We start from the raw sequence: 26,977 nt of genomic DNA on the forward strand, positions 1-26,977 counted from the left end.
ACGCAGAAGGTCCACCGGCGCGGTGCGCGCGGGAGCACCCACCGACGTCGTCAGTCGGCGGAACCGGGCTCGGCCATCCGACGGTGCTGCTCGGCCTTGAGCCGGTCCGGCGTGAGCCGCGCCGCAGCCGCCTGGACCTTGTTCTTCAGCGAACCGGCGACCACCTTCTCCTCGCCCTTCATCATCGCCGCGAAGCCCTGCACGGCGACCGTCGCCGGGTCGTCCTTGTCGTCCGCGCCGACCTTGGTGTCGCCCATCTCGGCACGATCGAAGAACTTCGTCTCGGTCGGGCCCGGCATCAGGGCGGTCACCGTCACCCCGGTCTCCTTCAACTCGTTGCGCAGCGCCTCGGCGAAGGACTGCACGAACGACTTGGAGGCGTTGTAGACCGCCTGGTACGGGCCGGGCATGGTGGCGGCGATCGAGGAGGTGAACAGCACCCGACCCGCGCCCCGCTCGACCATCGCCGGCAGCATCCGCTTGGCCAGGTGCACGGTCGAGGTGACGTTGACGTCGATGATGTTCAGCTCGTCGCGCAGGTCGGTGTCGCCGACGAACGCCCCGCCCGCGCCGCGTCCGGCATTGACGGCCAGCGCGTCGACCGGCCGGCCGGTCGCGTCCACCGCCTCGGCCAGCGCCGCCACCCCGTCGAAGGTGGCCAGGTCGACCCGGACGGGCTGGACCTGTGCCCGGCCGTCGCGGCGCAGGTGATCGGCCGCCTCGTCGATGCCGGCGTCCTCGGCGGCGATCACCAGGTCGTAACCGTGTCGGACGAACTCGCCGGCCAGCTCGTACCCGATGCCGCTGGAGGCGCCGGTGACCACGGCCAGCGGCCGTCCGGTGGTCGGTGCGCTCATCGGCCTGTCTCCTTCCGTCGGCGGGACCCCGCTGCCCGGATGTCCCCTGCCGCTGCAGTGCCCCGGATCGGGCCGGCCAACCATCCGCCGGGCACCGGGTCGGCGGTGCTCCCCGGAGACCCCCGCCGGGCACCCGGTAGGATCGTCGGCGGGCCGTGACTGGCGCGTGGGGATGGAGCACCATCGGGAAGCGGCCCCGTCATGAGGACGCACGCCGAGCGCCTGGGCCTTCCGCACGTCACCTGGAGGTCGCATGTCGCTGAACGCCGAATCCACCGCCTTCCGCAGCGCGCTCGAGGTGATCCGGGCCGTCGAGCCCCGGGTGGCCGACGCGATCGGCGCGGAACTGGCCGACCAGCGCGAGTCGTTGAAGCTGATCGCCAGCGAGAACTACGCCTCCCCGGCCACCCTGCTGACCATGGGCAACTGGTTCAGCGACAAGTACGCCGAGGGCACCGTCGGCCGTCGCTTCTACGCCGGTTGCCAGAACGTCGACACCGTCGAGGCGCTCGCCGCCGAGCACGCCAAGGAGCTTTTCGGGGCGTCCCACGCGTACGTGCAGCCGCACTCCGGCATCGACGCCAACCTGGTCGCCTTCTGGGCGATCCTGGCCGACCGGGTGGAGTCCCCGGCGCTGAAGAAGGCCCAGGTACGCCAGGTCAACGACCTGACCGAGGCGGACTGGTTCGCGCTGCGCCGCGAGTTGGGCAACCAGCGGATGCTGGGCATGTCGCTGGACGCCGGCGGCCACCTCACCCACGGTTTCCGGCCGAACATCTCCGGCAAGATGTTCGACCAGCGCAGCTACGGCACCGACCCGGCCACCGGCCTGATCGACTACGACCGGGTCGCCGAGGCCGCCCGGGAGTTCACGCCGCTGATCCTGGTCGCCGGCTACTCGGCGTACCCCCGGAAGGTGAACTTCCGGATCATGCGGGAGATCGCCGACTCGGTCGGGGCCACCTTCATGGTCGACATGGCGCACTTCGCCGGCCTGGTCGCCGGCAAGGTCTTCACCGGCGACTTCGACCCGGTGCCGCACGCGCACATCGTCACCACCACCACCCACAAGTCACTGCGCGGCCCGCGCGGCGGCATGGTGCTCTGCGGCCCGGAGCTGGCCGACCAGGTCGACCGGGGCTGCCCGATGGTGCTCGGCGGGCCGCTGCCGCACGTGATGGCGGCCAAGGCGGTCGCGCTGGCCGAGGCCCGTCGGCCCGACTTCGCCGACTACGCCCAGCGGATCGTCGACAACGCCCAGGCCCTCGCCGAAGGGCTGCTGCGCCGGGGCACCACCCTGGTCACCGGCGGCACCGACAACCACCTGGTGCTGCTCGACGTCTCCAGCTACGGCCTCACCGGCCGGCAGGCCGAGCAGGCGCTGCTCGACTCGGGCATCGTCACCAACCGCAACGCCGTCCCGCAGGACCGCAACGGCGCCTGGTACACCTCGGGCATCCGGATCGGCACCCCCGCGCTGACCACCCGGGGCCTCGGCACCGCCGAGATGGACGTCACCGCCGAGCTGATCCACACCGTGCTCAGCCAGACCACGCCGGGAGCCAACGCCGACGGCACCCCGTCGAAGGCCAAGTACGTCCTCGACCCGGCGACCGCCGACAAGATCAGCAAGCAGGCCACCGACCTCCTCGCCACCTTCCCCCTCTACCCCACCATCACCCTGACCTGACCCCCCTCCCCCCTCCCGCTCCCCCGCCCCGCCTCGTCGTGTTGATCAAGAGGTTTGGGTCACGAGAACCTTCACCAGTGACCAAAACCTCTTGATCACCGACCCTCACCACCTCGCCGAACCGGACCGGGGACAGCGGGAGGGTGGGGGGTGGGGCGGGGCGGGCTGCTGGGTGATCAAGAGGTTTTGGTCAGGAGGGGCGGTTCTGGTGACCGAAACCTCTTGATCACCCGGGAGACCGGGGGCCGAGCGGACCGGGGGGCCGGGGGGCCGGGGGCCGAGCGGACCGGGGGCCGGGGGCGGTCAGGGGAGGGGGCGCTTGAGGTGGTAGCGGTGGACCTCGGTGCTGCCCTGGACGTTGTTGACGTCCTCGGCGGCGGAGACCAACTCCCAGCCCTCCCGACCGACCCGGTTGAGATGGGCTACGGCGGTGTCGCCGTAGGCCGTGACGTCGGTGCGTGAGCCGTCCGGGCCGTACCAGACGAACGAAACGTGGAACTGGCGTCCCTGCCCCTGGTAGCGGCGGACCAACAGGGCGTACTCCCAAGCGATCATGCGTCCATTATGGCCACCGGGTCTTCCGTCGCACAGCACAGCAGGTGGCGGCTCGGCGACACCGGGTGTCGGTCCCGTCGGAAGCGGGCCGACCACAGAGGCGGCCCAGCGGGTCGGTCCCGACGGCGCCTCCCTCGGCCGGCAGTCCGGCGGGGAGCCGAGCGGTCAGGGTGGCGGGCGGTCAGGGTGGCGGGCCGTCAGGGGGTGGGGGCGGGCCGGCGGGTCAACTCGTCGGTGATCAGGGCGGCCAGCCCGTCCAGCCCGAGGTCGATCTGCTCCGGGGTGACGGCGCTGACCGAGAGCCGCAGCGCGTCGACCGGGCGGCCGTCGTCATAGAAGTGCGCCATCGGCGTCCAGAGCACGCCGTAGCGTTCGGCGGAGCGGCGCAACAGCACGTCGTCGACCGGGAACGGCACGGTCACTACCACGAAGAAGCCGCCCGCCGGGGCGTTCCAGCGCACCGGCGAGCCGGCCGGAAAACGTCGCCGCAGGCCGGCCAGCAGGTGGTCGCGGTTGCGGGTGTACGCGGCCCGCTCCCGCCGGTTCGCGGCGACCAGCGAACAGTCGTGCTCCAGCAGCGCCCCGCCGATCACGGCCTGGGCCAGCGGAGAGGTGTTCACCGAGACCATACTCTTGATCTTGGCGAGCTGGTCGGCGAACAGCCCCACCGCCCCGTCGGCACCACCGACCCGCTGGTCGGCCACCAGGTAGCCGATCCGCGCGCCGGGGAGCACCGTCTTGGCGAACGAGCCGAGATAGACCACCCGACGCCGGGTGTCCAGCGCCTTCAGCGTCGGCACCCGGTCGGCGTCCCCGGCCGGGAAGAGGCCGTACGGGTTGTCCTCGATCAGCAGCAGGTCCTCCTCGGCGGCCAGGTCGAGCAGCCGCCGCCGGTCGGCCACCCCGATGCTGGTGCCGGAGGGGTTGGCGAAGTCGGGCATCACGTAGCAGGCCCGGGGCCGCAACCCCTCGTCCCGCGCCCGACGCACCTGGGCCTGCAGGTCGGCCAGGTCGATCCCGGCCGGACCGGCGGCGACCGGCCGGACCGGCAGGTCGACCAGCCGGGCCGCGCCGGTCAGCCCCACGTACGTCGGGGCGACGGCGAGCAGCACGTCGGCCGGGCCGGCCCGCAACGCCCGCAGCACCAGCAGCATCGCCTCCTGGCAGCCGACGGTCACCACCACCGCCTCCGGGTCGACGTGGACGTCCTCGTCGACGGCGAGGTTGCGGGCGATCAGGTGGTGGATGATCCCCTTGGTCCGGCCGTACTGGAACAGGGTGCGCCGGACCTGTTCGGGGTCCTGCCCGAGGTCGTCGGCGAGGTGCCGGCGGAACCGGTCCAGCCAGCGGCCCGGCGCGTCGTCGTCGAAGAACTCCTCGTAGGGCCGGCCGGCGGCCAGCGACACCGCGTCGGGCCAGTGCTGGGAGACCTCGTTGAGGAAATTCATCGAGTTCAGCGCCGGGTCGTCGACCGCCGGGTGCAGGGTCGCCAGGTCCAGGTCCACCAGATGCTCCAACGGGTCAGCCTCCGGTCAGGGTACGCAGCCGCCGGGCCTGCGCCGGGTCGGCGCAGCCGGTCAGGGTCAACGCGTCGCGCAACTCCACGGCGAGCAGGTCGAGGGCGGCCCGCGCGCCCGACCGCCCACCGGCCGCGAGCGCCCAGAGCATCGGGCGGCCGAGCAGCACCCCGGTCGCGCCGAGGGCGAGCGCGCGCAGCACGTCGGTGCCCGACCGTACCCCGCTGTCCAGCAGCACCTCGACCCGGTCGCCGACGGCCGCGACCACCTCGGGCAGCATGGTGGCGGTGGCCGGCGCCCCGTCGAACTGCCGGCCGCCGTGGTTGGACACCACCACGGCGTCCACCCCGACGTCGGCGGCGCGGACCGCGTCGCGCGGATCGAGGATGCCCTTGACCAGCAGCGGCAGTCGGGTGCGCTCCCGCAGCCAGGCCAGGTCCGCCCAGGTCAGCGCGGGGGCGAAGACGGCTTCCGTGTGCGCGGCGATGGCGGACACCCCGGGCGTGCCGGCGTGCGCCAGGTCGTCCCGGCCGGCGGGCAGGTTGGCGGCGGTCACCTCCGGGGGTAACGCGAAGCCGCCGCGCACGTCACGCAGCCGCCGCCCGAGCACCGGCACGTCGACGGTGACCATCAGCGCGGCGCAGCCGGCGGTGTGCGCCCGGTCGAGCAGGTCGGCGACCAGCCCCCGGTCGCGCAGCCAGTAGAGCTGGAACCAGACCGGCCCGTCGGTGGCGGCGATGACCTCGTCGATCGGGGTGCTGCTCAACGTGCTGAGCACGTAGGGCACCCCGGCCGCGCCGGCCGCCGCCGCGAGCGCCGGTTCGCCGTCCGGGTGCAGCAACCGTTGGTACGCCATCGGCGCGACCGCCACCGGCAGGGCCTGTTCCCGGCCGAGCAGCACCGCGTCGGTGCGGGGCCGCTCCACCCCGGTGAGCACCCGGGGCAGCACGGCGACCCGGTCCAGGGCGGCCCGGTTGGCGGTCAGGGTGGTCTCGACGCCGCTGCCTCCGTCGACGAAGTCCCAGATCCCGGGCGGGAGCGTCGCCCGGGCCAGGTCGGCGAAGTCCGCCAGGCTGACCGGCGGTCGGTCCGCCTCCCCGGTCGACCCGACAGCAGGCGACCCGGCAGCGGACGACCCGACGCTGGCCGACCCGGCAGCGGTCGACCCGGCAGCGGTCGACTCGACGGTCCGGGGGGACTCCGTCACCGCCCGTCACCGACCGGGGCGGCGACCGGGGCGTCCGCCGCCGGGGCGGGTAGCCCGAAGACCTCCCGGAGGAAGGCGGCGGCCTCGTCCTGGGCCCGACGGCCGGCGTCGAAGACCCCGGGCATGGCGAAGAACCCGTGGATCATGCCGGGATAGCGGCTGGCCCGCACCGGCACCCCGGCCTCGCGCAGCCGCTGGGCGTACCGCTCCCCCTCGTCGCACAGCGGGTCGTGCTCGGCGGTGACCACCAGGGCCGGCGGCAGGCCGGACAGGTCGTCGGCCAGCAACGGCGACGCCAGCGGATCGGCCGCGTCCGCCGGATCGGCCAGGTAGTGACCGCGGTACCAGTCGACGGAGTGCCGGTTGAACAGCAGCGGGTCCTGCTCGTCGGCGACCCGGCCGGTGTCGGTACGAGGCGCGGCGTCGGCTGCCGGGCCCGCGTCCGTTACCAGGCCCGCGTCCGTTGCCGGGTAGGCGTCCCGGCCGGGGCGCGGGCGGTCGGCCCGCTGGTCGGTGTTCGGGTAGACCAGCAGTTGCCCGGCCAGCGGGGGGCCACCCTCGGCGCGGGCCAGCAGGGTCACCGCCGCCGCCAGGTTGCCACCGGCGCTGTCCCCGCCGACCACCAGCCGGTCGGGGTCCACCCCGAGGTCGACGGCGTGCTCGGCCAGCCACCGGGCCGCGGCGTGGCAGTCGAGCACGGCGGCCGGGAACGGGTGCTCCGGGGCCAGCCGGTAGCCGACCGTCACCACCTGGCAGGGGGTGGCGTTGGCCAACCGGCGGCAGATCCCGTCGGCGGTCTCCACGCTGCCCAGCGTCCAACCGCCGCCGAAGAAGTAGACCAGGGTGGGCAGCGGCCCGTCCCCGGCCGGCCGGTGCACCCGTACCCGCAGGTCTCCGGCGGGGCCGGGCACGGTCGTGTCGCGTACCTCGTGGACCGGCTCGACGTCGCCGCCGCCGGCCCGGATCGCGGCCAGGTCGGCGGCGCGGGCCTCGGCGAGGGTCTGGGTGTACAGCGGTGGGATGCCGGCGGCGGCCCGCGCGGCCCGGTACGCCACCACCTGGGGATCGAGGGACATGGGCTGGCTCCTATCCGCCGGTGTTGACGAAGAGCTTGTCGATGCCGCGCAGGAACAGGCTCCCGCTGTAGTCGGCCGGCTGGCTGACCGCGAGCCGGGGGAACCGGGCGAAGAGTCGGGGCAGGCCGATGCGACCCTCCAGCCGGGACACCGCCGAGCCGAGGCAGAAGTGCGGGCCGACGCCGAAGGCCAACGACGGTGGGCCGTCCCGGCGCGGGTCGAACCGCTCCGGCTCGGGAAAGCGGTGCGGGTCCCGGTTGGCGCCCGCGATGATCAGCAGCACGTTCTCGTCCCGGGCGACCGGTACGCCGCCCAACACGGTGTCCCGGGGCGCGGCGCGGGCCAGGAAGTGCACCGGGCTCTCCAGCCGCAGCACCTCGTCGACGCAGCCCTGCGCCAGGGTCTCGTCGCCCGGCAGCGCGGCCACGGTGTCCGGGTGGGCCAGCAGCGCCGGCAGGCCGTTGCTGAACATGTAGACGGTGGTGACGAAGCTGGCGTTGAACAGCACGATCAGATTGCTGATCAGCTCCTCCTCCGTCAGGTCGACGTCGCCGGAGTCCAGCGCCTCGACCAGCCCGGAGATCAGGTCCTCGCCGGGGTGGTTCCGGCGGTGCGCGATCAGGTCCCGGTACCACGCCCGCAGCTCCTCGGCGGCCTGGTTGGCCAACGCCAGCCGCTGCGGGGTCTTGCCGGCGACGTCGAGAAACTCGTCGATCCACTCGACCCGCTGCCGGTACCAGGCCAGCTCGCTCTCGGGCAGGCCGATGAACTCGGCCATCACCAGGGCCGGCACCGGGTAGGCGAAGTCCGCGACGAAGTCGACCTCGCCGCCGTCGGCACCGGCGTCGGCCATCCTGTCCAGCAGGGTGTCGACCACCCGGACGATCACCGGTTCCAGCGCGCCGAGCCGGCGCGGGGTGAACGTCCGGGCGAACACGCCGCGCATCCGACCGTGGTCCGGTGGGTTGACGAACATCATCGACGACTGGAAGGTCCGCAGGATCTCCTGGTCCTGCCAGCCCGGTGGGGCCTGCTTGTACCACTCCGGGTCGCGCAACACCTGGTCGACCAGGTCGTAGCCGACGGCCACCGCGCTGACCGTGCTGTGCTCCGGGCGGTTCGGGATGGCGCTGATCGGACCGTGCTCGTGCAGGGCCGCGTACCACGGATAGGGGTCCTGCCGGCCGGCCTCGCTGTAGAGACCGGACAGGATCTGGTCGACGTCCACGATGGTGCTTCCTCCCCAGGAATGGCCGGTGGGACGGCGGGTCACCCCCGCCGCCCCACCGGTGTCACAGACCGAGCAGTCGAAGTGGTACGGCGTCCGCCAACGCCTGGTTGCCGGCGTCGTTCGGGTGGATGTGGTCACCCGCGTCGTACGCGGGCAGCAGCCGGCTCGGCTGGGCCGGGTCGCGCAGCACCGCGTCGAAGTCGAGCAGCCCGTCGAACTCGGCCGCTCCCGGGCCCCGCAGCCAGGTGTTCACCGCCTGCCGGGTGGTGTCCTTCTCCGGGGTCCACACCCCCGGGTTGCCGTGCCCCTCGTACGGGGTGAGGGTGACCGCGAGGCTACGCAGGCCACGGGCCTTGGCCTGCTTGTTGATCTGCCGCAGCGAGGCGATGATCCGGTCGGCGGAGTCGTCGGACATCCAGATGTCGTTGATGCCGAGGTGGGTCACCAGGGTCTTCACCCCGGTCTGCGGGAAGACGTCCTCGTTGAGCCGGGCCAGCGCGTTCGGGCCCAGCTCGTAGTAGCCGGGGAAACCGCCCGCGCCGGGCTCGGTGCCCTCGTGGTTGAGCCGGTTGCCGGCCAGGCTCAGGTTGAGCACCCCCGGGGTACGCACCTCGGGACGCGCGGCGACCAGTCGCCCGGCCAGCAACTCCGGCCAGCGCTTGTTGGCGTTGACGGTGCTGCCGTTGGCGTCCCCGATCGAGTCGCTGAGCACCACCACCGCACCGGGGCTCTTCGGGCGCAGCACGTCGATGCCGGACAGGAACATCCAGCAGCAGTCCGGACGGATGGTGAAGCCCGCGCCGTCGGCGGCGGTGGTCAGGTCGTTGGCCCCGATGAAGGTGGTGACCTTGGACTGGCCGTGGAAGGTGACCGGCCCGGTGAGCACCGGGAAGTGCAGGGTGACGACCAGGTCCTCCTGCTCGGCCACCTGATAGGTCAGCGGGTCGCTGAGCAGTTCGGCGCCCTTGTTCATGGTCGCCGAGGTGGAGCCGCCGAACTTCAGCTCCCGCAGGGTGCCGGGGACGATGTCCGACCGGTCGGTGATGGTGGCCTTGTCGGGGCGGGCGACGGTGGCGTGCCCGACCTGCACCGCCTGCTCACCGTAGAGGTTGCTCAGCCGGACCCGCAGCCGCTCCCCACCCACGGTGGTGCGCACGGTCATCCGGATGCTCTGGTTGTTCAGGCCGGTGTTGGTCAGCCCGGCGGTGTTGCCACGGGTGAGGGCCGCGGCCCACGTACCCGCCCACTGCGGACGGGCGGCTGCCTCGCCGCCGTCGGAGTCGGACGGACCGGCGCTGGCCACCACCGCCGGGGCGCTCACGACCAGCAACACGGCCGCGGACGCTATGACCTGCCATCTCTTCGGAGTCGACATTGAACCTCCAGGTTGGGCCGCCCAGGGCCGGCACCCATTGACGGCACCGCCCGGACGATGGTCCAGAAACCTAGCCGCGACGTCTGACAGGCGTCAATCAACCCGATAGACATGATCAAGTGTCCATGGTGGCTGGTCGTTCGCCGTTCGGCTCTGTCCCCCGGCGACGCCGTCGGCCTAGGCTCGCTAGCGGCGGCGGTGCGGTCGCCCATGGCGCGCACCCCCGTCGCGGGCCGGGCTCTGAACTGCTCGGACGCCAACCCGGCCGGTCGCCACGGCGGGTCCCACCGGGCCGCCGACGACCCGCCGCATCGACCTGGGGGCTGTGCGATGACCGACGGGGCCGACCGACCCACCACCTACGTGCACGACGCGCTGGAGCTGTTCGCCGGGTTCGGCGACCGGGAGGCGCTGGTCGGCGACGGACGCCGGCTGACCTACCCGCAGGTCGCCGCCGAGGTACGCGGGCTGGCCCACGCCCTCACCCGCCACGGGGTACGCCCCGGCGCGGCGGTGCTGGTGATGCTCGGCAACGCCGTGGAGGGCCCGCTGCTCCAGCTCGCCCTGCACCTGATCGGCTGCCGGACGATGTGGATCGCCCCGGTGACCTCCCGGCGGGAGATCGACGAGTTCGCCCGGTTGGCCCGCCCCGACGTGTTCGTGCACCACGCGTACGCTCCCGACGGGCTGGGCGACCAGATCGCCGCCTCGCTGCCGGGGGTGCCGGTGCTGCGGCTGGGCGTCGAACTCACCGCCGACGCCCCGCCGGCCGGCGCGGAGCCCACCGCCGACACCCCACGGGCCGGCCTGCCGGCCGAGGTGCCGGTGCGCGAGTCGTTCCTGCAGACCAGCGGCACCACCGGCACCCCCAAGCTGGTGCACCACCGGGAGAGCTTCTACCGGCAGGTGCTGGCGCTGGCGGCGGAATTCCGCGCCGCCGGGTTCCCGCTGCTGCGGCACCTGTCGCACTCCCCGATGTGGCTGGCCAGTGGGCAGATCACCACCCTGTTCAACCTGTTCACCGGCGGGGTGCTCTTCCTGCGTCAGCAGTGGGACCCGGCCGCGTTCATCGCCACCGTGGACGCCGAGCGGCTCACCTCCACCTTCGTCACCCCGCCGATGCTCTACGAGGTGCTCGACCATCCGGCCCTGCCCGGTGCCGACTTCTCCGCGATGTTCATGTTCAACGTGGGCGCGGGACCGGCCGCGCCCGCCCGGTTGCGCCAGGCCATCGCCCGGTTCGGCCCGTGCCTGCGCATCGTCTACGGCCTCAGCGAGGCGGTGGTGATCTGCGCCCAGCCCGGCCTGACCGAGGACCCGGCGCACCCGGAGCGGCTGGGCTCCTGCGGCCGGCCGTACGGCGACGTGACGGTGGAGATCCGCGACGCCGACGGGCGGGTGCTGCCGGCCGGCGCGGACGGCGAGGTCTGGGTGCGGACCAAACTCAGTTTCCACGGCTACCACGGTCAGCCCGAACTGACCGCCGAGACGCTTGTCGACGGCTGGGTGCGCACCCGCGACATCGGCCACCTCGACGCCGACGGCTTCCTCTATCTGGTCGACCGGTTGCAGGACCGTATCCTCACCCGGCAGCGCAGCTGGCCGATCTACTCCCGGCCGATCGAGGACGTCCTCGCCGCACATCCGCAGGTGCGGGCGGCGGCGGTGATCGGGGTGCCCGACCCGGTCGCCGGGGAGCTGCCGCACGCGTACGTGGTGCGGACGCCGGGGGCCACGGTGACCGGGGCGGAGCTGATCGGGCTGGTCACCACCGAGCTGAGCGACACCTGGGCGCCGGGTGCGGTGGAGTTCGTCGACGCGCTGCCGCTGAACCGGTCGGCGAAGGTGGACAAGCGGGCGCTGCGCGACCGGTACGCCGCCGGCACCCCCGCCGACCCGGTCGGCAGCCCGTCATGACCGCCGACGCCGACACCGGCCCCCGCACGACCACCAGCACCGACGGCGGGTCGCCGGTCGCGCCGCCGGGCCCCGAGCGGCGGGCCGCCCGGCGGGAGCTGGTCACCCTGGTCGCCGCCGACCTGATCTCCAACCTGGGCAGCCGCATCTCGGTGATCGCCATCCCCTGGCTGGTGCTCACCACCACCGGCAGCCCGGCCAAGATGGGCATCGTCGCGGCGGCCGAGTTCCTGCCGTACATGCTGTCCAGCTCGTTGGCGACGCCTTGGGCGGACCGGTTCGGGGTCCGGCGTACCTCCATCACGGTGGACGCGGCGAGCGCGGCGGTGATCGCGGTGGTGGCGCTGGCCCCGTGGCTCGGCTTCGGGGCGCTGGTCGCCCTCGTCGCGGTGGCCGGCGGGCTGCGCGGCATCGGCGACCGGGTCAAGCACGTGATGTTCCGGCCGGCGGCGCAGCGCGCCGGGGTGGAGCTGATCCGGCTCACCTCCGCCTACGACGGCCTGGCGCGGGGGATGGCGCTGTTCGGGACGGTGATCGGCGGCCTGCTCATCGACTGGGTGGGGGTGACCCGGGCGATCTGGATCGACGCGGCCACGTTCGCGCTCTGCGCGCTGCTGGTGGGGGTGCTGGTGCGCCCACCCGCCCGCGACGCGCCGGCCGCGCCCCGGGAGGGCTACTTCCAGGCGCTGCGCACCGGCTTCGGCTATCTGCGCACCGACCGGGTGTTGCTGACCATGCTGGTGGTGATCTCCGCGTTGAACATGTTCGCCGCCGCCAACACGGCCGTCTGGGTGCCGTTGTGGGTCCGCGACGAGTTCGGCGACCCGGCCGGCTTCGGCCTGGTGCTGGGGGTGTTCGGTGGTGGCGCGCTGCTCGGCAACCTGGTCTTCACGATGCTCGGCCCGCGACTGCCCCGGACCATGGTGTTCGCCGTCGGGGCGGCACTCAGTGGTGCGCCCCGGCTGCTGGTGCTGGCGCTGACCGACCATCTGGTGGTGGTGCTGGTGGTGACGTTCCTGTCCGGGATCGGGATCGCGGCGGTCAACCCGCTGCTCGGCGCGGCCCTCTATGAACGGGTGCCGGAGGAGTTGCAGACCCGGGTGCTGGGGATCTCCGGGTCGTTGGCGTTCGTCGGGCTGCCCGTGGGGGCGCTGCTCGGCGGCTGGTCGGTGGCGGTCCTCGGGCTGCGGCCGGCGCTGCTGGTGATGGCGGTGGTGTGCGCGGTGCTGACCGTGGCGCCGCTGGTCGCGGGGCCGCTGCGGATGGGCCGGACCAGGTCCGCGCCGCCCACCGCCGGGGGCTGACCCCCGGGCCGGAAAGGCGGCCCCCGCACGGGTCGGCGTGCCGGCGGGCCGACACCCCGGGCGGGTCGGCGCACCAGGGCGACCATCAGGCGATCCGCCCGGTCGGTGTGATCGACGGCACGGGCCCGGTCGGTTACATTGCCGGCCATGTCATCGATGTTGACCGAGGCCAGCGATCCGTACTGCCTGCGTGAGGGGGAGAGTGCCGCACTGCTGCGCGACCATCCGTGGCACCGGTTCGTGGTGGTCGGCGACAGCGTCGCGGAGGGCATGTGCGAGCCGGTCGAGGGCTACCCGGACGTGCAGTGGGCGGACCGGGTCGCGGCCGAGTTGTCGGCGGTACGGCCCGGGTTGGCGTACCTCAACCTGGGTCGGCGCGGGCTGCGGGCGCAACAGGTCCGGGCGGGCCAGTTGGACCGGGCGCTGGCCTTCTCCCCCGATCTGGCGCTGGTGGTGTGCGGCGGCAACGACGCCTTCCGGACGGCGTTCGACCCGGACGCGGTCGACACCGAGCTGACCGCGATCGTCGGTGCGCTGCGCGACGCCGGGGCCGACGTGCTCACGGTGGGCATGTTCGACGTCTCGCACAGCCCGGCGGTGCCGGCGGCGCTGCGTCCCGGGCTCGGTGCCCGGATGCGGCTGCTCTCCTCCCGTACCGGCCGGCTCGCCGACCGGTTGGGCGCGCTGCACGTGCACCTGACCGACCATCCGGCCGGCACCGACCCGTCGATGTACAGCAGCGACGGCCGGCACGGCAGCGCCCGCAGCGACGCCATCGCCGCGGCGGAAACCATCCGCCGCCTCGGCGCCCACCTCGGCAACCACCCCTGACCCCACCCCACCCCTGCGCCCCAGTCCACCCACCCCGCCGGCCTGGCGGAGTGGGTCAAGAGGGTTGCGTCATCCGGGGCCGTGAACAGGTGACGCAAACCTCTTGATCACCGGGGCAGGGGCAGAGGCAGAGGGTGGGAGGGGTCGGGGTCAGTCGGTGAGGAGGATGCCGGTGAGGAGGACACCTCGGGCCAGGTTGAGGACCTCGTCGCAGCCGGGGAAGCCGACCCGGGCCAGGGCGCCGGAGCCGGTGCGCCCGAACAGGTACGGGGCGATGCTGTACGGCACCTCGGCGGTGACCGTCTCGCCGGTCTCGATCTGGACGAAGTCCATCGCGAACCGGTCGGCGGGCATGTAACGCTGGAGGATGTCGCCGCCCCGGTCGAGGGCGGCACGCAGCCCGTCGGCCCACTCGCCCGGGCTCAACTCCCGGCCGATGAGCACCCCGTGGCCGGCCGAGCCGTCGGCCGGCTTGACGACCAGGTTCTCCCGGTCGGCCAGCGCCCGGTCCAGCTCGGCGGCGGTGAACGCCACGGTGTGCGGCACGTACCGGTGGATCAGGGCCTGGTCGTCGGCGGAGAGCAGGCCCAGGTCCTCGTAGAGCCAGGCAAAGTTGATCTTGTTGCCGAGCAGCCAGGCGGCGGTGCTGACGAACATCGGCAGGGTGCCCGCGTCGAGCGCCCCGGCCACCGCCGCCAGCCCGGCGCTCGGGGTGACCCGGTTGGGCACGAAGAGCCGGAACAGCGCGTCCACCGGTGCGCCGCCGACCACCAGCCGCCGGTCGGCGTCCAGGGTGGCCCTGGCGACCGGGGCGATCACCAGGTCGATGCCGAACCGGCGGGCCTGGTCGATCAGCGGCGAGAGGATCTGGATGAAGTCGTCCGGGCTCTCCAGGCCGGGGTAGTCGGCGTCGAAGTCGAGCAGCAGCGCCACCCGGGCCCCGTCGGCCAGGGACAGACCGTCCCGGATCGCCACGAACCTCTGGTCCAGCAGGGACGGGGCCGGCCGCACCGGCAGCCCGTCCAGGATGCCCTGCTCCTGGTAGAGCCGCGCGTAGCGGCGGACCACCGTGTCGGCGTCGAAGCCGCCGCCCAGGCTGCTGTCGATGTTGTACTCGACGATCCTCGGCACCCCACCGGAGATCAGCACGTCGGGCCGGTAGGCGGCGAGCAGCGCCTCGGACAGCTCCTCGGACTCGTCGAGCAGCATCGTCGCACCCTCGGGCACCCCGAGCAGCCGGCGCAGCTCCCCGGCGGTGCGGGCCCGCCGCTGGCAGGCCTCCAGGATGAGCTGGGCGAGCCGGTCGCAGACCTCGTTCAACTCGCGGAACGCGTCCGCCGGCATGACCGGGGGCCGGGCCAACCGCCACTGCTTGTTGTACGTCGCGCAGCCGTGGAAGATCTCCCGCCAGGCGGCGGCCCCGCTGGCCACCATCGCCGTACGGGTCGGCTCCGGCAGCTCGCGCCACGCCTGACCCGCCTCGGGCCAGCGGTAGTTCGGATCGATCATTGTCTGTCCTTCATGGTCAGTTGGATGGCGGCGGTGAGTTGCTCGCGGCCCGGCTGCACGGCCCGGTCGAGCACCGGCGCGAAGGGCAGCACCACGCCGTCCGGCCGGGTGACCCGGCGCGGCGGCGCGGTCAGCGGCACCCGCTCCAGCACCGAAGTGATGATCTCGGCGGCGATGCCGCAGGACCGGTTGGAGTCGTCGATCACCACGAGCCGGCCGGTGCGGGACACCGAGTCGAGCAGCCCGTCGAGGTCGAACGGGTAGAGCGTGCGCGGGTCGAACACCTCCACCGACACCTGGTCGGCCAACTCCTCGGCGACGGCCAGCGCGTCGTGCACCAGGTGCCCGACGGCGACCACGGTGACGTCGTCACCGGCCCGGCGGACCACCCCCCGCCCCAGCGGCACCGGGGCGAGGGTGGCGAAGTCGACGTCGTCGCGGACGTCCAGCGCGGCGGCCGGGGCGAAGACCACCACCGGGTCGTCGTGCCGGATCGCCGACACCAGCAGCCCGTACGCGTCGGCCGGGGTGGCCGGCACCACGGTGACGATCCCGACGTGGGCGAAGAGCGAGTACGGGTGGTCGGAGTGCTGCCCCGCCCAGCCCGTCCGGGAACCGGAGCCGGGCACCAGGTAGGTGACCGGCACCGCGCACTGCCCGCCGGTCATCATCGGGAACTTGTGCGCGTGGTTGACGATCTGCTCGAAGACCAGGAACAGCAGCGACGGGATCTGGAACTCCACCACCGGCCGCAACCCGGCCAGCGCGGCCCCGGTGGCGAAGCTGGTGAACGCCTGCTCCGACAGCGGGGTGTCCCGCACCCGGTCCGGCCCGAACCGCTTCAGCAGGCCCGGGGTGACGTTGGACGCGCCCACCCGGATGTCCTCGCCGAGCAGGAACACCGCCTCGTCCCGGGTCATCTCGTCGGTCAGCGCCCGGGTCAGCGCCTTGCGGTAGGACAACCGTGGCATCAGGAGCCTCCCCGGGCGGTCAGCCCACTGGCGTACAGGTGGTCCAGCGCACCGGCCGGGTCCGGTTCCGGGCCGGCCAGGGCGAACGCGACGGCCGCGTCGAGGGTGGCTTCCACCTCGGCGTCGACCGCCTCCCGGTCGGCCGGGGACAGCCGGGCCCCCTGGATGTCCACCGGGTCCCGGGACCGGCCGTCGGCCACCTCCTGCGGCGTGCGGTAGTCCAGGCGTACCGCATGCTCGAAGGTGTGGTGGGCGTCGAACCGGTAGGTGCGGGCCTCGACCAGCTCCGGCCCGCCGCCGTCGCGCATCCGCGCGACGGCGGCGGCGGTGACCTGCCGGACCGCCTCCGGGTCCTGCCCGTCGACGACGACGGCCGGGATGCCGAACGCCTCGGCCCGGCCGGTGATGGTGCCGGCGACCGCGCCGGCCACCGGCATGGTGGTGGCGTAGCCGTTGTTCTCGCAGACCAGCAGCACCGGCACCCGCCAGAGCGCGGCCAGGTTGAACGCCTCCAGCAGCATCCCCTCGTTGACCGCGCCGTCACCGAAGAAGCTCGCCCCCAGCACGGGGTTCCCGCGCCGCCGGTGGGCCCACACCGCACCGGTGAGGATGGCCGGGGACGCCCCGACGATGGCGTTGGCGCCGAGTACCCCGATGGACAGGTCCGCCGCGTGCATCGAGCCGCCCCGGCCCCGGTTCAGTCCGGTTTCCCGGCCGCACAGTTCGGCCATCATCCGGGCCGGGTCGGCACCCTTGGCGAGCACGTGCCCGTGCCCACGGTGGGTGCCGGTGACCAGGTCCCCCTCGCCCAGTGCGGCGCACACGCCGGCGGCGATGCCCTCCTGACCGAGATAGGGGTGGATGCCGCCGACGATGTGCCCGGAGCGGACCAGGGCGATGGCCCGCTCCTCGAACCGACGGATCAGCCGTACCGTGCGGTAGAGCCGGGCCGGGACGGCGTCGATCACCGGTCGCGCCCCTCCTTGACGGCGACGAGGATGTCGTCCCAGAGCTGCGCGCGGGCGGTCAACGCCAGGTTGACCGTGTCGGCGCACTCCTGCCACTTGACGTCGTCGTCGCCGCACAGGTCGGCGAGCATCTGCATCGCCATCGGGGTGTGCTGCTCGCCGTCGACCTCGATGTGCCGCTCCAGGTAGTCGACGAACGTGTGCAGCCGGTTGCTGCGCTCGTTGACCGCGACGACCTGGGTGAACATGTCGGGGATCAGGTCCTCCCGGCCGAACGCGAACGCGGCGGCCTGGCAGTGCACCGGGGTCGACTCGATGATCTTCCAGGTGGTGGCGGCGAAGGCCCGCGACGGCTCCGGCACCCCGGCCTCGACCAGCGCGTCGGTGACCGACGTGCCGGCCCGCAGCAGGTCGACCAGCCGGTTGACGGCGGTGGTGTCCGCGCCGGCCTCGCCCATGCCCCGCACGTACAGCTCGAAGTGGCTGATGAAGCCCTCGCCCAGCTCGTCGCTCTCCTCCACCATGACGATGTCGTTGATCAGGCGGCGACTGCCGGTCGGGCCGGTGGGGATCCACGGCACGGTCACGCAGGTGAGCTGCCGCTGCAACGACTTCAGCAGGGACATGAAGTCCCAGACCGCGAAGACGTGGTGCTCCATGAAGGTGACCAGCGACTCGTGGGTGTCCAGATTGGCGTAGAGCGGGTGCTTGACCACCACGTCCCGGCGGTCGGTCACCGCCTGCTCCAGCCGCTCGATGCCCGGGTGTGTCTTACCCCAGTCGTACCGTGACATGTTCAGCCTCCCTGCTGGGCGCGATCGCGCCAGATGACCGGGCAGTAGTCGGGGTCCGCGTAGTCCGGCCGACCCTCGGGGGTACGGCGGACCAGCACGTCGTGGTTGTACGCGGCGAGGGTGCCGTCGGAGAGCGGGAACTCCCGGTGGGCGTTGTCGCCGTCCTGCAGGTGCAGCGAGATGGCCCGACGCGGGCGTCCGCTGACGTTGGCGCCGCTGCCGTGGTAGGTGCGGCAGTGGTGGAAGCTCAGGTGTCCCTTGGGGATCACCATCGGGATCTTGCGGATCTGCGCGCCGTTGTGCGCCGCGTTCTCGGCCAGCATCTCCTCCAGCTGGCTGCGGTCCCGCTCGGCGAAGTGCCGGACCACGGTGTCGTCCGCGCCGGTCTCCGACCACCGGTGCGAGCCGTCGACCATGGTGATGGTGCCCATCTCCTCCCCGCAGTCGTGGAGCGGGATGAACGCGGTGAGCATCTTCTCCGACGACGAGGACGACCAGTAGTGCTTGTCGAAGTGCCAGGGCACGATGTTCGACGGCTCACCGGAGATCGGCGGCTTGTAGATCAGCGTGGACTGGAAGATCCGGATCTCGTCGGCCTGGGCCAGCCGGGCGGCGACCGCGCCGATCAGCGGCTTGCGCAGGATCGCGGCGATCCCGTCGTGCTCGACGTGGACGTAGTCGTTGTGCCGCTGCACCGGCCCCTTCGACGGGTCCCAGTAGGCGAGCTTCGGCGGGTGCACCGGCAGGGTGCGGTCCCGCTCGCCGTCGTAGTAGCGGTCGGTGGCCGCGGTCAGGGCGTCCACCTCGTCGTCGGTGAGCAGTTTCTTCGTCAGGTACCAGCCGTGCTCGGCGTAGTGCCGCACGTCCTCGGCGGACGGGAGCAGGGCCTCCTCCTCGGCGGTCAGCGCCGGATGTGTCGTGGTCATGCCCCTGCTCCTTGTGCCGTGCCGACCGCGACGGCGGGGGCCGCCCCCGCCGCAGCCAGCTCCCGTTCCTTGGCCTCGTAGAGCGCCCGGATGTTGCCGCTGCCGAAGGTGCGCGCCCCCCGCCGCTCGATCAGCTCGAGGAACAGGGTGCGGCGGACGTGCATCGACTCGGTGAAGATCTGCAACAGCTGCCCGCCGTGGTCGGCGTCGACCAGGATGCTCAGGTCCCGCAGCCGGTCCAGCGGCGCGTCCACCTTGCCGACCCGCTGCTCCAGGTCGTCGTAGTAGGCGGCCGGGGTGCCGGCGAACCGCACCCCGCGCGCACCGAGCGCGCCGACCGCGCCGACGATGTCGTCGGTGCGCAACCCCAGGTGCTGCACCCCGGCGCCGTGGTGTTCGGTGAGGAACGCGTCGATCTGACCGGGCCGCCGACCGGCGTCCGGCTCCAGCAGCACCAGGGTGACCCGCCCGGAGGCGTCCTGCACCACCTTGGAGTTCATCGCCTGACCGGCGACCTCGATGTGCTCCTCGAAGATCTGTGCGAAGCCGAACACCCGCTCGTAGAGCGCGACGGTGTCGTCGAGCTGACCGGGCGGCACGCAGACCGCCAGGTGGTCGATCTCGGCGAGCAGTTGCGGGTCGACCCCGCCGGCCGGGGCCGCCTCGATCGCGCCGGGCAGGAAGTCGTCCCGGTCGCCGCGCCGCTCCACCAGCCGGTGCAGCACGTCACCGAAGCCGCCCACCTCGGCGGTCACCACCTCGGCGTCCGCGCCGGTCCAGGTGCGCGGTGGGGTCACCGGTGTCGCACCCCGGTCCACCAGCTCCGCGTACGCCCCGGCGGCGTCGCCGACCTCCACCGCCACCACCGCGATCCCGTCACCGTGCCGGGACACGTACGTCGAGGCCGGATGGTCGGCGGTGAGCCCGGAGGTCAGCACCATCCGGACGTCGGCCTGGCCCAGCAGCAGGGAGCGCTGCCCGACCAGCCCGGTCTCCGGGCCGCCCTGCCCACGCAGTGTGAAGCCGACGGCGGTACCGAAGTAGAAGGCCGCCTGTCGGGCGTCTCCCACGTACAGTTCGATGTGGTCTATTCCACGGATGTCCATCTCCAGCCCTTCCCCATGTCCCCCCCCCGTGCCTGCCGTCCGGGCGTACGCCGCCCGGGTCGGAGCGCAGATCACCTCCCCGGCTCGGCGGCGCGGGCGCCATCCCCGCTGGTCCGCCGCAGCAGCAGACTCACGTTCTGCCCGCCGAATCCGAAGGAGTTGGTGAGCGCGTGGTCGGCCCGGGCCACCCGGGGCTCGTCCCGGATGTGATCCGCCGGGCAGTCCGGGTCCGGATCGTCCAGGTGGTACGTCGGCGGCAGCAGACCGGCGCGCAGCGCCAACGCGCAGGCCGCCGCCTCCACCACCCCGGACGCCCCGAGCAGGTGCCCGGTGAGCGCCTTGGTGGAGCTGACCGGCACCCCGCCGATGCCGAACACCTTCGCCAGTGCGGTGGTCTCGGCGATGTCACCGAGTTTGGTGCCGGTGCCGTGGGCGTTGACGTAGCCGACCTCGGCCGGCGGGACGTCCGCCCGGGCCAGGGCCTGACGCATGCAGTCGGCCGCCCCCTCGCCGTCGGGCCGGGGCATGGTCGGGTGGTGGGCGTCGGTGGTGCTGCCGTAACCGGCCACCTCCGCGTACGTCCGGGCGCCCCGGGCGGCGGCGTGCCCGGCGCGTTCCAGCACCAGCAGGGCTGCCCCCTCGGCGAGCACGAACCCGTTGCGTCGCCGGTCGAACGGGCGGCTCGCCTCGGTCGGGTCGGCCCAGCCCCGGGCCAGCGCACGGGCGTTGCCGAAGGTGTCGGCGAAGGTCGGGAAGAGCGGGGCCTCGCTGGCCCCGCAGAGCACCACGTCGGCCTCGCCGGCCCGGATCAGCCGGGCCGCGTCGGCGACCGCCTGGGCGCCGGAGGCGCAGGCCGTGCCGACCGCCGAGCTGTAGCCCCGGATGCCGTGGGCGATGGCGATCCGCGCCGAGGCCATGTTGGGCAGGATGCCGGTCAGCAGGTACGGGCTGACCGCCGCCCGGCCCCGCTCGGTCCGGGCGATCACCTGCTGCTCCAGGGTGGACATCCCGCCGACCCCGCCGACGATGACGCCGATCCGCCCCGGGTCGACGTCCCGGCCCACCTCGATGCCCGCGTCGACGAGCGCGTCGGCGGCGGTGAGCAGGGCGAACAGCACGACCCGGTCGAGCACCCTGGTTTCCGGGCCGGTGGCGACGGTGCGCGGGTCGATCGGCGGGAGCACCCCGGCGACCTCCAGCGACTCCCGGGCGGGGTGACCCTCGGGCGGTCGGGCCAGCCCGGACCTCCCACCGGTCAACGCGGCGAAGGTCGCCTCCACCCCCCGCCCGACGGGGCTGAACAGGCCCATCCCGGTGATCACGACGGTCATGACGACGACTCCGCGAGGTAGCGTTCGCGCAGCGCCACCTTGCGGACCTTGCCGGTGACGGTGACCGGGATGTCGTCGGCGCTCACCGGCACCACCCGGCGCAGGGTCTCCCCCACGTCCGCCCCGAGCGCGGCCCGGATCGTCGCGGTCCGGTCGGCGGCCGGGTCGGCCCCGGCGGCCAACTCCAGCAGCACGTCGGTGGTGACCGTGTCGCCGTCGGCGACGATCAGCACCGTGCAGTCGGTGACGTCGGGGCAGGCGGCGAGGATCCGCTCCTCGGACAGGGCGGTGAAGTACCGCCGCCCGTCGGGCAGCGTCACCGAGTCGACCGCCCGGTCCAGGTGGTAGTAGCGGCCGTCGGCGTCGGCGTGGACCAGGTCGCCGGTGAGGTACCAGCCGCGCAGCCGGAACCGGTAGCTGGTGACCGAGTCGTTCCAGTAGCCCCGGAACAGCGACGGCGAGTCGATGCCGAGGAAGCCGACCTGACCGGGGGGCAGCTCGTTGCCCTCGGCGTCGAGGACGGCCACCCTGGCGAACCGGTAGGGGCGGCCCACGCAGCGGCCGTACCGGTCGGTGTCGACGGTGTGCGTGATGTGGAACATCGAGTGCCCCATCTCGCTGGAGCCCAGGCCGTCGATGAAGACCGAACCGGGGACCCGCGTGACGCCCTGCCGGGTGAACACGTCCCGCGAGCCGACCGCGACGAGCCGGCGTACGTGGGGCTCGTGCGAGCAGTCCCCGGTGTTGAACCACAGCCGCACCGAGTCCAGGTCGTACCCGCTCAGGTCGAAACGGGCCAGCTCGGCCCAGGTCATCGAGAAGCCGAAGACCCCGTCGGGCCGCCACTGCTGGATGGCGTCGAGGACCCGCTCGCCCCCCTGCTCGGACAGCAGGAACATCTCCGCCTGGTTGCCCAACGCCTGGTTGACCATGAGCACCGTCGCGGTGTGCGGGGCGGGCAGCGCGTTGAGGATCCGCCGGGTGCCCTGCGCCTGCGGCATGGACAGCAGGTGCCGGGTGGCGGCGAAGAGGCTGGCGTGCGAGTGCAGCACCGCTTTCGGCACCCCGGTGGTGCCGGAGGTGTGGGTGATGACGATCGGGTCGTCGGGGTGGTGCCGGTAGTCGACGGGAGCCTGCGCCGGATCGCCGCTGCCGGCCTCCTGCGGGGTGCCCAGCAGGGGTGCGCCCAGGTCGTGCCCGGCCAGCAGTTCGGTGTGCGCGGCATCGGCGAGCACCCCGGCACCGCGCAGCCGGCGGATGTACTCGGCGGCGATCTCCGGGCGCAGCTTGCCGTTCATCAACGCCGGGATCGCGCCGAGTCGGGTCAACGCCAGGAAACTCAGCACCATGTCGGCGGCGGCGGTGGCCCAGACGGCGACCGGGTCGCGGGGCCGCACCCCCCGGTCGTGCAGCCAGGCCGCCCGCGCGGCGACCCGCTCGTCGAGCTGGCCCAGGGTGAGCGGCTGCCCGGCGGGGTGCCCGTCGACCGGGGTGTCGAAGGTCAGGCCCGGCCCCTGCGGGTCCGCGCCGTGGGCCAGCACCCGGGCCAGCACGTTCCCGGCACCGAGTTGCGGATCGGCGGCGAGCGCACCCCGCAGTCCCTTCGTCCTCATTGACTGTCTCCTCCCCCCAGCAGCACCGCGACCGCACCGGTGGGCGTCGCGTCGGGTGCCTCTTCGATCAGGACCAGCAACGCCTCGTCGGCGTCGCCGTCGTACAGCAGCAGTTCCCCCTCGGCGATGGCGTCGGCCCGTGGGTCGCCGGTCGGGCTCAGGCACACCACCGGACCGGTCAGTCCCCAACGGGCGGCGACCTGCCCGGCCACGCTGTTGGGCACCGACTGGAAGAAGAACAGTGGACCGACCCGCCCCCCGGCGGCGACGGTCGACCGGACGTGCGTGGCACTGGGCCGGTCCCCGGCGGCACTGACCAGCACCACCGCGCACCGTGCCCCGGCCGGAGCCGGGCTCGGACGACGTTCCAGGCAGCGCCCGGCCGCCGCCGCGACCAGCGGCGCGAACGCCGAGTGCACGAACCCGGGCAGCGGCGGTGGTGGCCCGTCGCCCGGCTCCGGCCAGCGCGCCTGCGCCAGCACCCGGGTGCGCCGTGGCCGGCCGGACGGCCCGGGACGATCCCGTGCCCCGGGCCGCGCGTGCCGGTCACGGCGCACCCACCAGCAGTGCGGTGTTCGCGCCGCCGAAGGCGGCGTTGAGGCTGAGCGCGTACCGGCTGGTCACCGGGCGGGGCGCGGCGGTGACCACGTCCAGCGGGCAGGCCGGGTCCGGGCCGAGCCAGCCGGCGTTGACCGGTAGCTTCCCGTGCCCCAGCGCCGCCACGGTGACCACCAGTTCGAGCAGGCCGGACGCCTCCAGGGCGTGCCCGTGCAGCGCCTTGGTGGAGCTGACCGGCACCTGGCCGGCCCGCTCACCCAGGGCCAGCCGCAGCGCCGCCGCCTCGGAGGCGTCACTGAAGCCGGTGCCGGTGGCGTTCGCGTTGACGTAGCCGACCGCCCCGGCGGGCAACCCGGCGCGGTGCAGCGCCGCGCCGACCGCCCGGGCCAGTCCCCCGCCCTGCGGGTCGGGCTGGCAGGGGTGGTGGGCGTCGCCGGCCCGCCCCCATCCGACCAGCGTCGCCACCGGGCTGCCACCCCGGGCGCGCAGCGCGGCGGTGGACTCCAGCACCACCGCGGCCACCCCGTCGCCGAGCAGCAACCCCTGCCGCCCGGCGCTGAACGGGCGGACCGCCCCGTCGGCGGCGAGTGCCCGGCCGGCGTCGAAGAGCGCGAACTGGTCCGGCTCCACCAGGTAGCCGGCGACCACCACGACCCGCTCGGTGTCCCCCCGGCGGATCATCGCGGCGGCGTCGGCCACCGCGCTGCTCGCCGAGACGCAGGCGGTGGTGTAGACCCGGGTCGGGCCGCCGAGCCCGCACCGCCGAGCCAGCCGGCCGGCCAGCGTCGGCAGCTCCGGCCAGGCCGGACCGCCGTCGGACTGCTCGCCGTCGGCCCACCACGGGTCGTCGGTGTCCGCGACCGGCAGGTCGTCGACGTACGGGCCGGGCAGGGTGGCCGGGCCGCCGTGGGTGGCCAGGAACAGCGCCGACCCGGCCCGCTGCGCCGGGTCGAGCCCGGCCGCGTCGCAGGCCGCGTCGCAGGCGTCGGCAAGCTCCTGCGGCAGGGTCGCCACGTCGGACCGGGTGGCCGCGACGGTCACCCGGCGACCGGTGGTGGCGAAGCGACGGACCGGCCGGAACGCCGGTACGCCGGACAGGACCCCGGCCAGCAGGGCGTCCACGCCCCTGCCGAAGGCGCTGACCGCGTACGTGCCGGAGATCGTGACGGGTGCCCGCTCAACCATCAGCGGAGGCGGGCAGGCAGGTGTGGAACACGGTCAGCGCGTCGTCGACGGTACGGATGCCGGCGAGCTGGTCGTCGGTGAGGTCCATCTGGGTGCCGTAGCGCTGTTCGACGAGGTGCACCAGCCAGGCCAGCTCCATCGAGCCGACCCGGTGCGGGACCTGCTCGACGGGTTTGCCGGTCAGTTCGGCGAGCATGCTCACCAGGTCAGCTCGCCCCAGGCCGGGCTGACCGGACATCAGCGGTTGTCGGTGGTCGCCCCGGCGACCCGGTCGGCGACCATGGTGGTGAACTCCCCCACCGTCATCAGGGCCAGCTTCTCCGACTCGTCGTCGGCGAACCGCAGCCCGTACCGGTCCTCCACCCGGACGGACAGGTCGGACAGGGCGAGGGACTCCAGGTCCACCCCGGAGGGGCCGAGGGTGGTGTCGTCGTCGATCCCGTCGACGTCGTAGTTCATGTCCTGGAGCTGGTCGATGACGAAGGTACGGACCTCGTCTCGCATGACGGTAACCTCTCTCGATGGGCGAGTTGCCGGCGTCCGGTCGGGGCACCGTGCGGGGATGGTTCGGGCGTACCGCCGACGGTCGGCCGGTGGTGACGCGGTGGTGACGCCCCGGCGGCGGCCCTCGGGGACCGGCCGGTGGGCGGGGTGGAGCGGACCGGTCACGGGGCCGCCGTTCGCAGCACGTCCAGCGAGCGGACCAGTTTGCCGGTGGTGGTACGTGGCAGTTGCGCCACCAGGTGCAGGGTGCGGGGACGCTTGTAGCCGGCCAGCCGTTCGGCGAGCAGCCTGTCCAGCGCATCCTCGGACAGTGGCCCGTCGGGCTGCACGTAGGCGGTGATCCCGTCGTCGTAGGTGACCACGGCGGCGGCCACCCCGGGCAGCCCGGTGAGGGTGGCCTCGACCTCGGTCAGGTCGACCTTCAGGCCCCCCACGGAGACCTGCGAGTCGAGCCGGCCCCGGACGGTGACCAGGCCGGTGACCGGGTCGACGGTGCCGGCGTCGCGGGTACGCAGCCAGCCGTCGGCCCAGCGGTCGGGGTCGCTGAGCCCGACGTACGGCGAGGCGGGGCAGCTGATCAGCAGTTCACCGTCGGACTCGCGGACCTCGATGCCGGGGGCGGGCGCGATGGCCGGCCGGTGGCTGCCGTGCAGGTCGGTGCCGATGACACCGACCTCGGTCATCCCGTACATGTTGCCCAGGGGTACGCCGTGCCGGTCGGTGAACGCCTGCACGACGGCCGGTGGGACCAGCTCCCCGCCGGTGGTCATCCGGGTGAACTGCGGCAGCGGCCGGTCGGGGCGGGTGGAGGCGAGCAGACCGATGTGGAAGGGCACGCCGAGCACGGTGGCCGGGGTGTCCTGGGCGGCGATGGCGGCCAGCACGGCGTCGCCACCGAGCCGCTCCGGCGGGATCAGCTCGACCCGGGCGTGCAGACCATAGAGCAGCCCACCGACGAGGCCGAGCACGTGCACCATGGACGGCAACAGGATGATCCGCTCGCCGGGCAGCGCCACCCCGTCGATCCGGGTGTAACGCTCCACCTCGGCGACCAGGTCGGCGGCGGTACGTCCGATCACCTTGGACGGTCCGGTGGAGCCGGAGCTGAGCTGGATCACCGCGTGGCCGCTGACCGCCGGACGGTCCGCGTAGCCGGTGACGCTCTCGGTGACGTCGACGAAGACCTTCAGCGCGCCGCCGCCGGTGCGGACCGGGGCCACGACCACCTGCGGGGTGAGCCGACGCAGCGCCCGGTCGACCTCGTGGTCGGTGAGCCGGTGGTCGAGCAGCACGGCCTGGCCCCCGCTGCGCCAGGTCGCCAGCAGGTTGACCACATAGGACAGTGAGGGGGGCAGACGCAGCGCGGCAGCCCCGCCGGGGCGTAGTCCGGCGGCCACCAACCGGGCCTGCGCCTCGGTGACCAGGCGGTGCAGGGTGGCCCGGTCCACCGGCTCGGGTAGCCGGAGACAAACATCGGTCGGACGGCCGGCGAACAACACGTCGTCCACCCAACCGGGGTCTTGCGCCGTAGGATCTTTCGTTTGGCGATACATGGTCACCGCCGGCCACCGTCCAGCATAAGATCGGGCAAAAGCGCCCAAAGATGATGTCTCTTGGCGTGCTCACGGCACCCTACGACAGCCCGGAAGACCATTACTAGATGCGAATGGCTAGATCATAAAAGGCGGCCGGCCGGATTGCCGCCGCTCGATCGGCCGGGCAGGATCGGGCGCGTACGCCGGCCCGCGACACCACCGGCGGCTCTGCCGTGCCCGGCGCTCCCGTGTGGAACCGACCGACCGTCGGGCGGGTCGGAGGCGTCCCGCCCCTGGTCGGCACCCCCCACCGACCACCGGGGACACCCCCGGCGACGCATCGCCCGGCCGGTGCCGCCCCGTGGGCCGACGCGTCCGGCCCCGGCATGGGCCATCGGCCCGGGCACCCACCCCAGC

24 protein-coding genes and 1 riboswitch are annotated in these 26,977 nt (G+C 73.4%); of the genes, 4 read left to right on the forward strand and 20 right to left on the reverse strand.

Translation table 11 applies throughout. The features are described from left to right. Window positions 1–50: 50 nt before the first annotated feature. Window positions 51–857 carry an SDR family NAD(P)-dependent oxidoreductase gene (locus tag ACQP1S_RS17185; protein ID WP_432896337.1) on the reverse strand — a complete coding sequence of 269 codons (807 nt, stop codon included), beginning with the start codon at window positions 855–857 and terminating at the stop codon, window positions 51–53. 145 nt (window positions 858–1,002) lie between these two features. Beyond that, window positions 1,003–1,092: riboswitch (ZMP/ZTP riboswitch) on the forward strand. Window positions 1,093–1,110: 18 nt separating this feature from the next. Between ACQP1S_RS17185 and ACQP1S_RS17190 the strand changes: the two genes are divergently transcribed. Further along, window positions 1,111–2,547, forward strand: a complete 1,437-nt coding sequence (locus tag ACQP1S_RS17190) for a glycine hydroxymethyltransferase (RefSeq protein ID WP_363668316.1) — start codon at window positions 1,111–1,113, stop codon at window positions 2,545–2,547. 303 nt (window positions 2,548–2,850) lie between these two features. Here the strand turns inward: ACQP1S_RS17190 and ACQP1S_RS17195 are convergent, their stop codons facing one another. The 6 genes from ACQP1S_RS17195 to ACQP1S_RS17220 form a co-directional block, all read right to left on the reverse strand. Next, window positions 2,851–3,102: a hypothetical protein gene (locus ACQP1S_RS17195; protein ID WP_091251241.1), complete on the reverse strand. Its 252-nt coding sequence runs from the start codon at window positions 3,100–3,102 to the stop codon at window positions 2,851–2,853. A 197-nt stretch (window positions 3,103–3,299) separates the two neighbouring features. Next, complete coding sequence (locus ACQP1S_RS17200; RefSeq protein ID WP_432896342.1) at window positions 3,300–4,619, reverse strand: PLP-dependent aminotransferase family protein; 1,320 nt, start codon at window positions 4,617–4,619, stop codon at window positions 3,300–3,302. 4 nt (window positions 4,620–4,623) lie between these two features. After that, window positions 4,624–5,691 carry an alpha-hydroxy acid oxidase gene (locus ACQP1S_RS17205; protein WP_432908099.1) on the reverse strand — a complete coding sequence of 356 codons (1,068 nt, stop codon included), beginning with the start codon at window positions 5,689–5,691 and terminating at the stop codon, window positions 4,624–4,626. Window positions 5,692–5,822: 131 nt separating this feature from the next. Beyond that, the gene (locus tag ACQP1S_RS17210) at window positions 5,823–6,902 is read right to left on the reverse strand and encodes an alpha/beta hydrolase (protein ID WP_432896345.1); all 1,080 of its coding nucleotides are present in this window, start codon (window positions 6,900–6,902) and stop codon (window positions 5,823–5,825) included. A gap of 10 nt (window positions 6,903–6,912) precedes the next feature. Continuing rightward, window positions 6,913–8,130, reverse strand: a complete 1,218-nt coding sequence (locus tag ACQP1S_RS17215) for a cytochrome P450 (protein ID WP_432896348.1) — start codon at window positions 8,128–8,130, stop codon at window positions 6,913–6,915. Window positions 8,131–8,194: 64 nt separating this feature from the next. Continuing rightward, a complete protein-coding gene (locus ACQP1S_RS17220) occupies window positions 8,195–9,481 on the reverse strand; it encodes an SGNH/GDSL hydrolase family protein (protein ID WP_176739131.1) in 1,287 nt (428 codons plus the stop codon). Window positions 9,482–9,838: 357 nt separating this feature from the next. Between ACQP1S_RS17220 and ACQP1S_RS17225 the strand changes: the two genes are divergently transcribed. From ACQP1S_RS17225 to ACQP1S_RS17235, 3 genes are all read left to right on the forward strand, one after another. Then, complete coding sequence (locus tag ACQP1S_RS17225) at window positions 9,839–11,425, forward strand: class I adenylate-forming enzyme family protein (RefSeq protein ID WP_432896351.1); 1,587 nt, start codon at window positions 9,839–9,841, stop codon at window positions 11,423–11,425. Next, on the forward strand, window positions 11,422–12,729 hold the full coding sequence (locus tag ACQP1S_RS17230) for an MFS transporter (protein ID WP_432896354.1): 1,308 nt from the start codon (window positions 11,422–11,424) through the stop codon (window positions 12,727–12,729). The genes ACQP1S_RS17225 and ACQP1S_RS17230 overlap by 4 nt, the downstream gene beginning before the upstream one ends. 147 nt (window positions 12,730–12,876) lie before the next feature. Next, window positions 12,877–13,560, forward strand: coding sequence for an SGNH/GDSL hydrolase family protein (locus tag ACQP1S_RS17235; protein WP_432896357.1), 684 nt, complete (start codon window positions 12,877–12,879; stop codon window positions 13,558–13,560). Between the two features lie 150 nt (window positions 13,561–13,710). On the opposite strand, the gene ACQP1S_RS17240 is transcribed toward ACQP1S_RS17235, so the two are convergent. The 13 genes from ACQP1S_RS17240 to ACQP1S_RS17300 form a co-directional block, all read right to left on the reverse strand. Then, the gene (locus ACQP1S_RS17240) at window positions 13,711–15,069 is read right to left on the reverse strand and encodes a hypothetical protein (protein ID WP_432896360.1); all 1,359 of its coding nucleotides are present in this window, start codon (window positions 15,067–15,069) and stop codon (window positions 13,711–13,713) included. Next, the gene (locus ACQP1S_RS17245) at window positions 15,066–16,040 is read right to left on the reverse strand and encodes an alpha-ketoacid dehydrogenase subunit beta (protein WP_432896363.1); all 975 of its coding nucleotides are present in this window, start codon (window positions 16,038–16,040) and stop codon (window positions 15,066–15,068) included. The genes ACQP1S_RS17240 and ACQP1S_RS17245 overlap by 4 nt, the downstream gene beginning before the upstream one ends. Then, the gene (locus tag ACQP1S_RS17250; RefSeq protein ID WP_432896366.1) at window positions 16,040–17,008 is read right to left on the reverse strand and encodes a thiamine pyrophosphate-dependent dehydrogenase E1 component subunit alpha; all 969 of its coding nucleotides are present in this window, start codon (window positions 17,006–17,008) and stop codon (window positions 16,040–16,042) included. Before ACQP1S_RS17250 ends, ACQP1S_RS17245 begins: the two co-directional genes overlap by 1 nt. Then, a complete protein-coding gene (locus ACQP1S_RS17255; protein WP_432896369.1) occupies window positions 17,005–17,802 on the reverse strand; it encodes a DUF3050 domain-containing protein in 798 nt (265 codons plus the stop codon). The genes ACQP1S_RS17250 and ACQP1S_RS17255 overlap by 4 nt, the downstream gene beginning before the upstream one ends. Before the next feature lie 2 nt (window positions 17,803–17,804). Continuing rightward, window positions 17,805–18,728, reverse strand: a complete 924-nt coding sequence (locus tag ACQP1S_RS17260; protein ID WP_091251232.1) for a phytanoyl-CoA dioxygenase family protein — start codon at window positions 18,726–18,728, stop codon at window positions 17,805–17,807. Continuing rightward, window positions 18,725–19,834, reverse strand: a complete 1,110-nt coding sequence (gene hppD, locus ACQP1S_RS17265; RefSeq protein ID WP_091251231.1) for a 4-hydroxyphenylpyruvate dioxygenase — start codon at window positions 19,832–19,834, stop codon at window positions 18,725–18,727. Before hppD ends, ACQP1S_RS17260 begins: the two co-directional genes overlap by 4 nt. 71 nt (window positions 19,835–19,905) lie before the next feature. Continuing rightward, entirely contained in the window at window positions 19,906–21,165 is a 1,260-nt protein-coding gene (locus ACQP1S_RS17270) for a beta-ketoacyl-[acyl-carrier-protein] synthase family protein (protein ID WP_432896374.1), read from the reverse strand. After that, a complete protein-coding gene (locus ACQP1S_RS17275) occupies window positions 21,162–22,778 on the reverse strand; it encodes a class I adenylate-forming enzyme family protein (RefSeq protein WP_432896376.1) in 1,617 nt (538 codons plus the stop codon). Before ACQP1S_RS17275 ends, ACQP1S_RS17270 begins: the two co-directional genes overlap by 4 nt. Continuing rightward, on the reverse strand, window positions 22,775–23,260 hold the full coding sequence (locus tag ACQP1S_RS17280; protein WP_432896379.1) for a beta-ketoacyl synthase chain length factor: 486 nt from the start codon (window positions 23,258–23,260) through the stop codon (window positions 22,775–22,777). Before ACQP1S_RS17280 ends, ACQP1S_RS17275 begins: the two co-directional genes overlap by 4 nt. 64 nt (window positions 23,261–23,324) lie before the next feature. After that, window positions 23,325–24,521, reverse strand: a complete 1,197-nt coding sequence (locus ACQP1S_RS17285) for a beta-ketoacyl-[acyl-carrier-protein] synthase family protein (protein ID WP_432896382.1) — start codon at window positions 24,519–24,521, stop codon at window positions 23,325–23,327. Continuing rightward, window positions 24,514–24,759: an acyl carrier protein gene (locus ACQP1S_RS17290; RefSeq protein ID WP_432896385.1), complete on the reverse strand. Its 246-nt coding sequence runs from the start codon at window positions 24,757–24,759 to the stop codon at window positions 24,514–24,516. Before ACQP1S_RS17290 ends, ACQP1S_RS17285 begins: the two co-directional genes overlap by 8 nt. Beyond that, window positions 24,759–25,025, reverse strand: a complete 267-nt coding sequence (locus ACQP1S_RS17295; RefSeq protein WP_145919799.1) for an acyl carrier protein — start codon at window positions 25,023–25,025, stop codon at window positions 24,759–24,761. Before ACQP1S_RS17295 ends, ACQP1S_RS17290 begins: the two co-directional genes overlap by 1 nt. Window positions 25,026–25,186: 161 nt before the next feature. Then, window positions 25,187–26,578: a class I adenylate-forming enzyme family protein gene (locus ACQP1S_RS17300; protein ID WP_432908102.1), complete on the reverse strand. Its 1,392-nt coding sequence runs from the start codon at window positions 26,576–26,578 to the stop codon at window positions 25,187–25,189. Window positions 26,579–26,977 lie beyond the last annotated feature (399 nt).

It is taken from the genome of Micromonospora matsumotoense, assembly GCF_050951065.1.
Lineage (GTDB): Bacteria > Actinomycetota > Actinomycetes > Mycobacteriales > Micromonosporaceae > Micromonospora > Micromonospora matsumotoensis.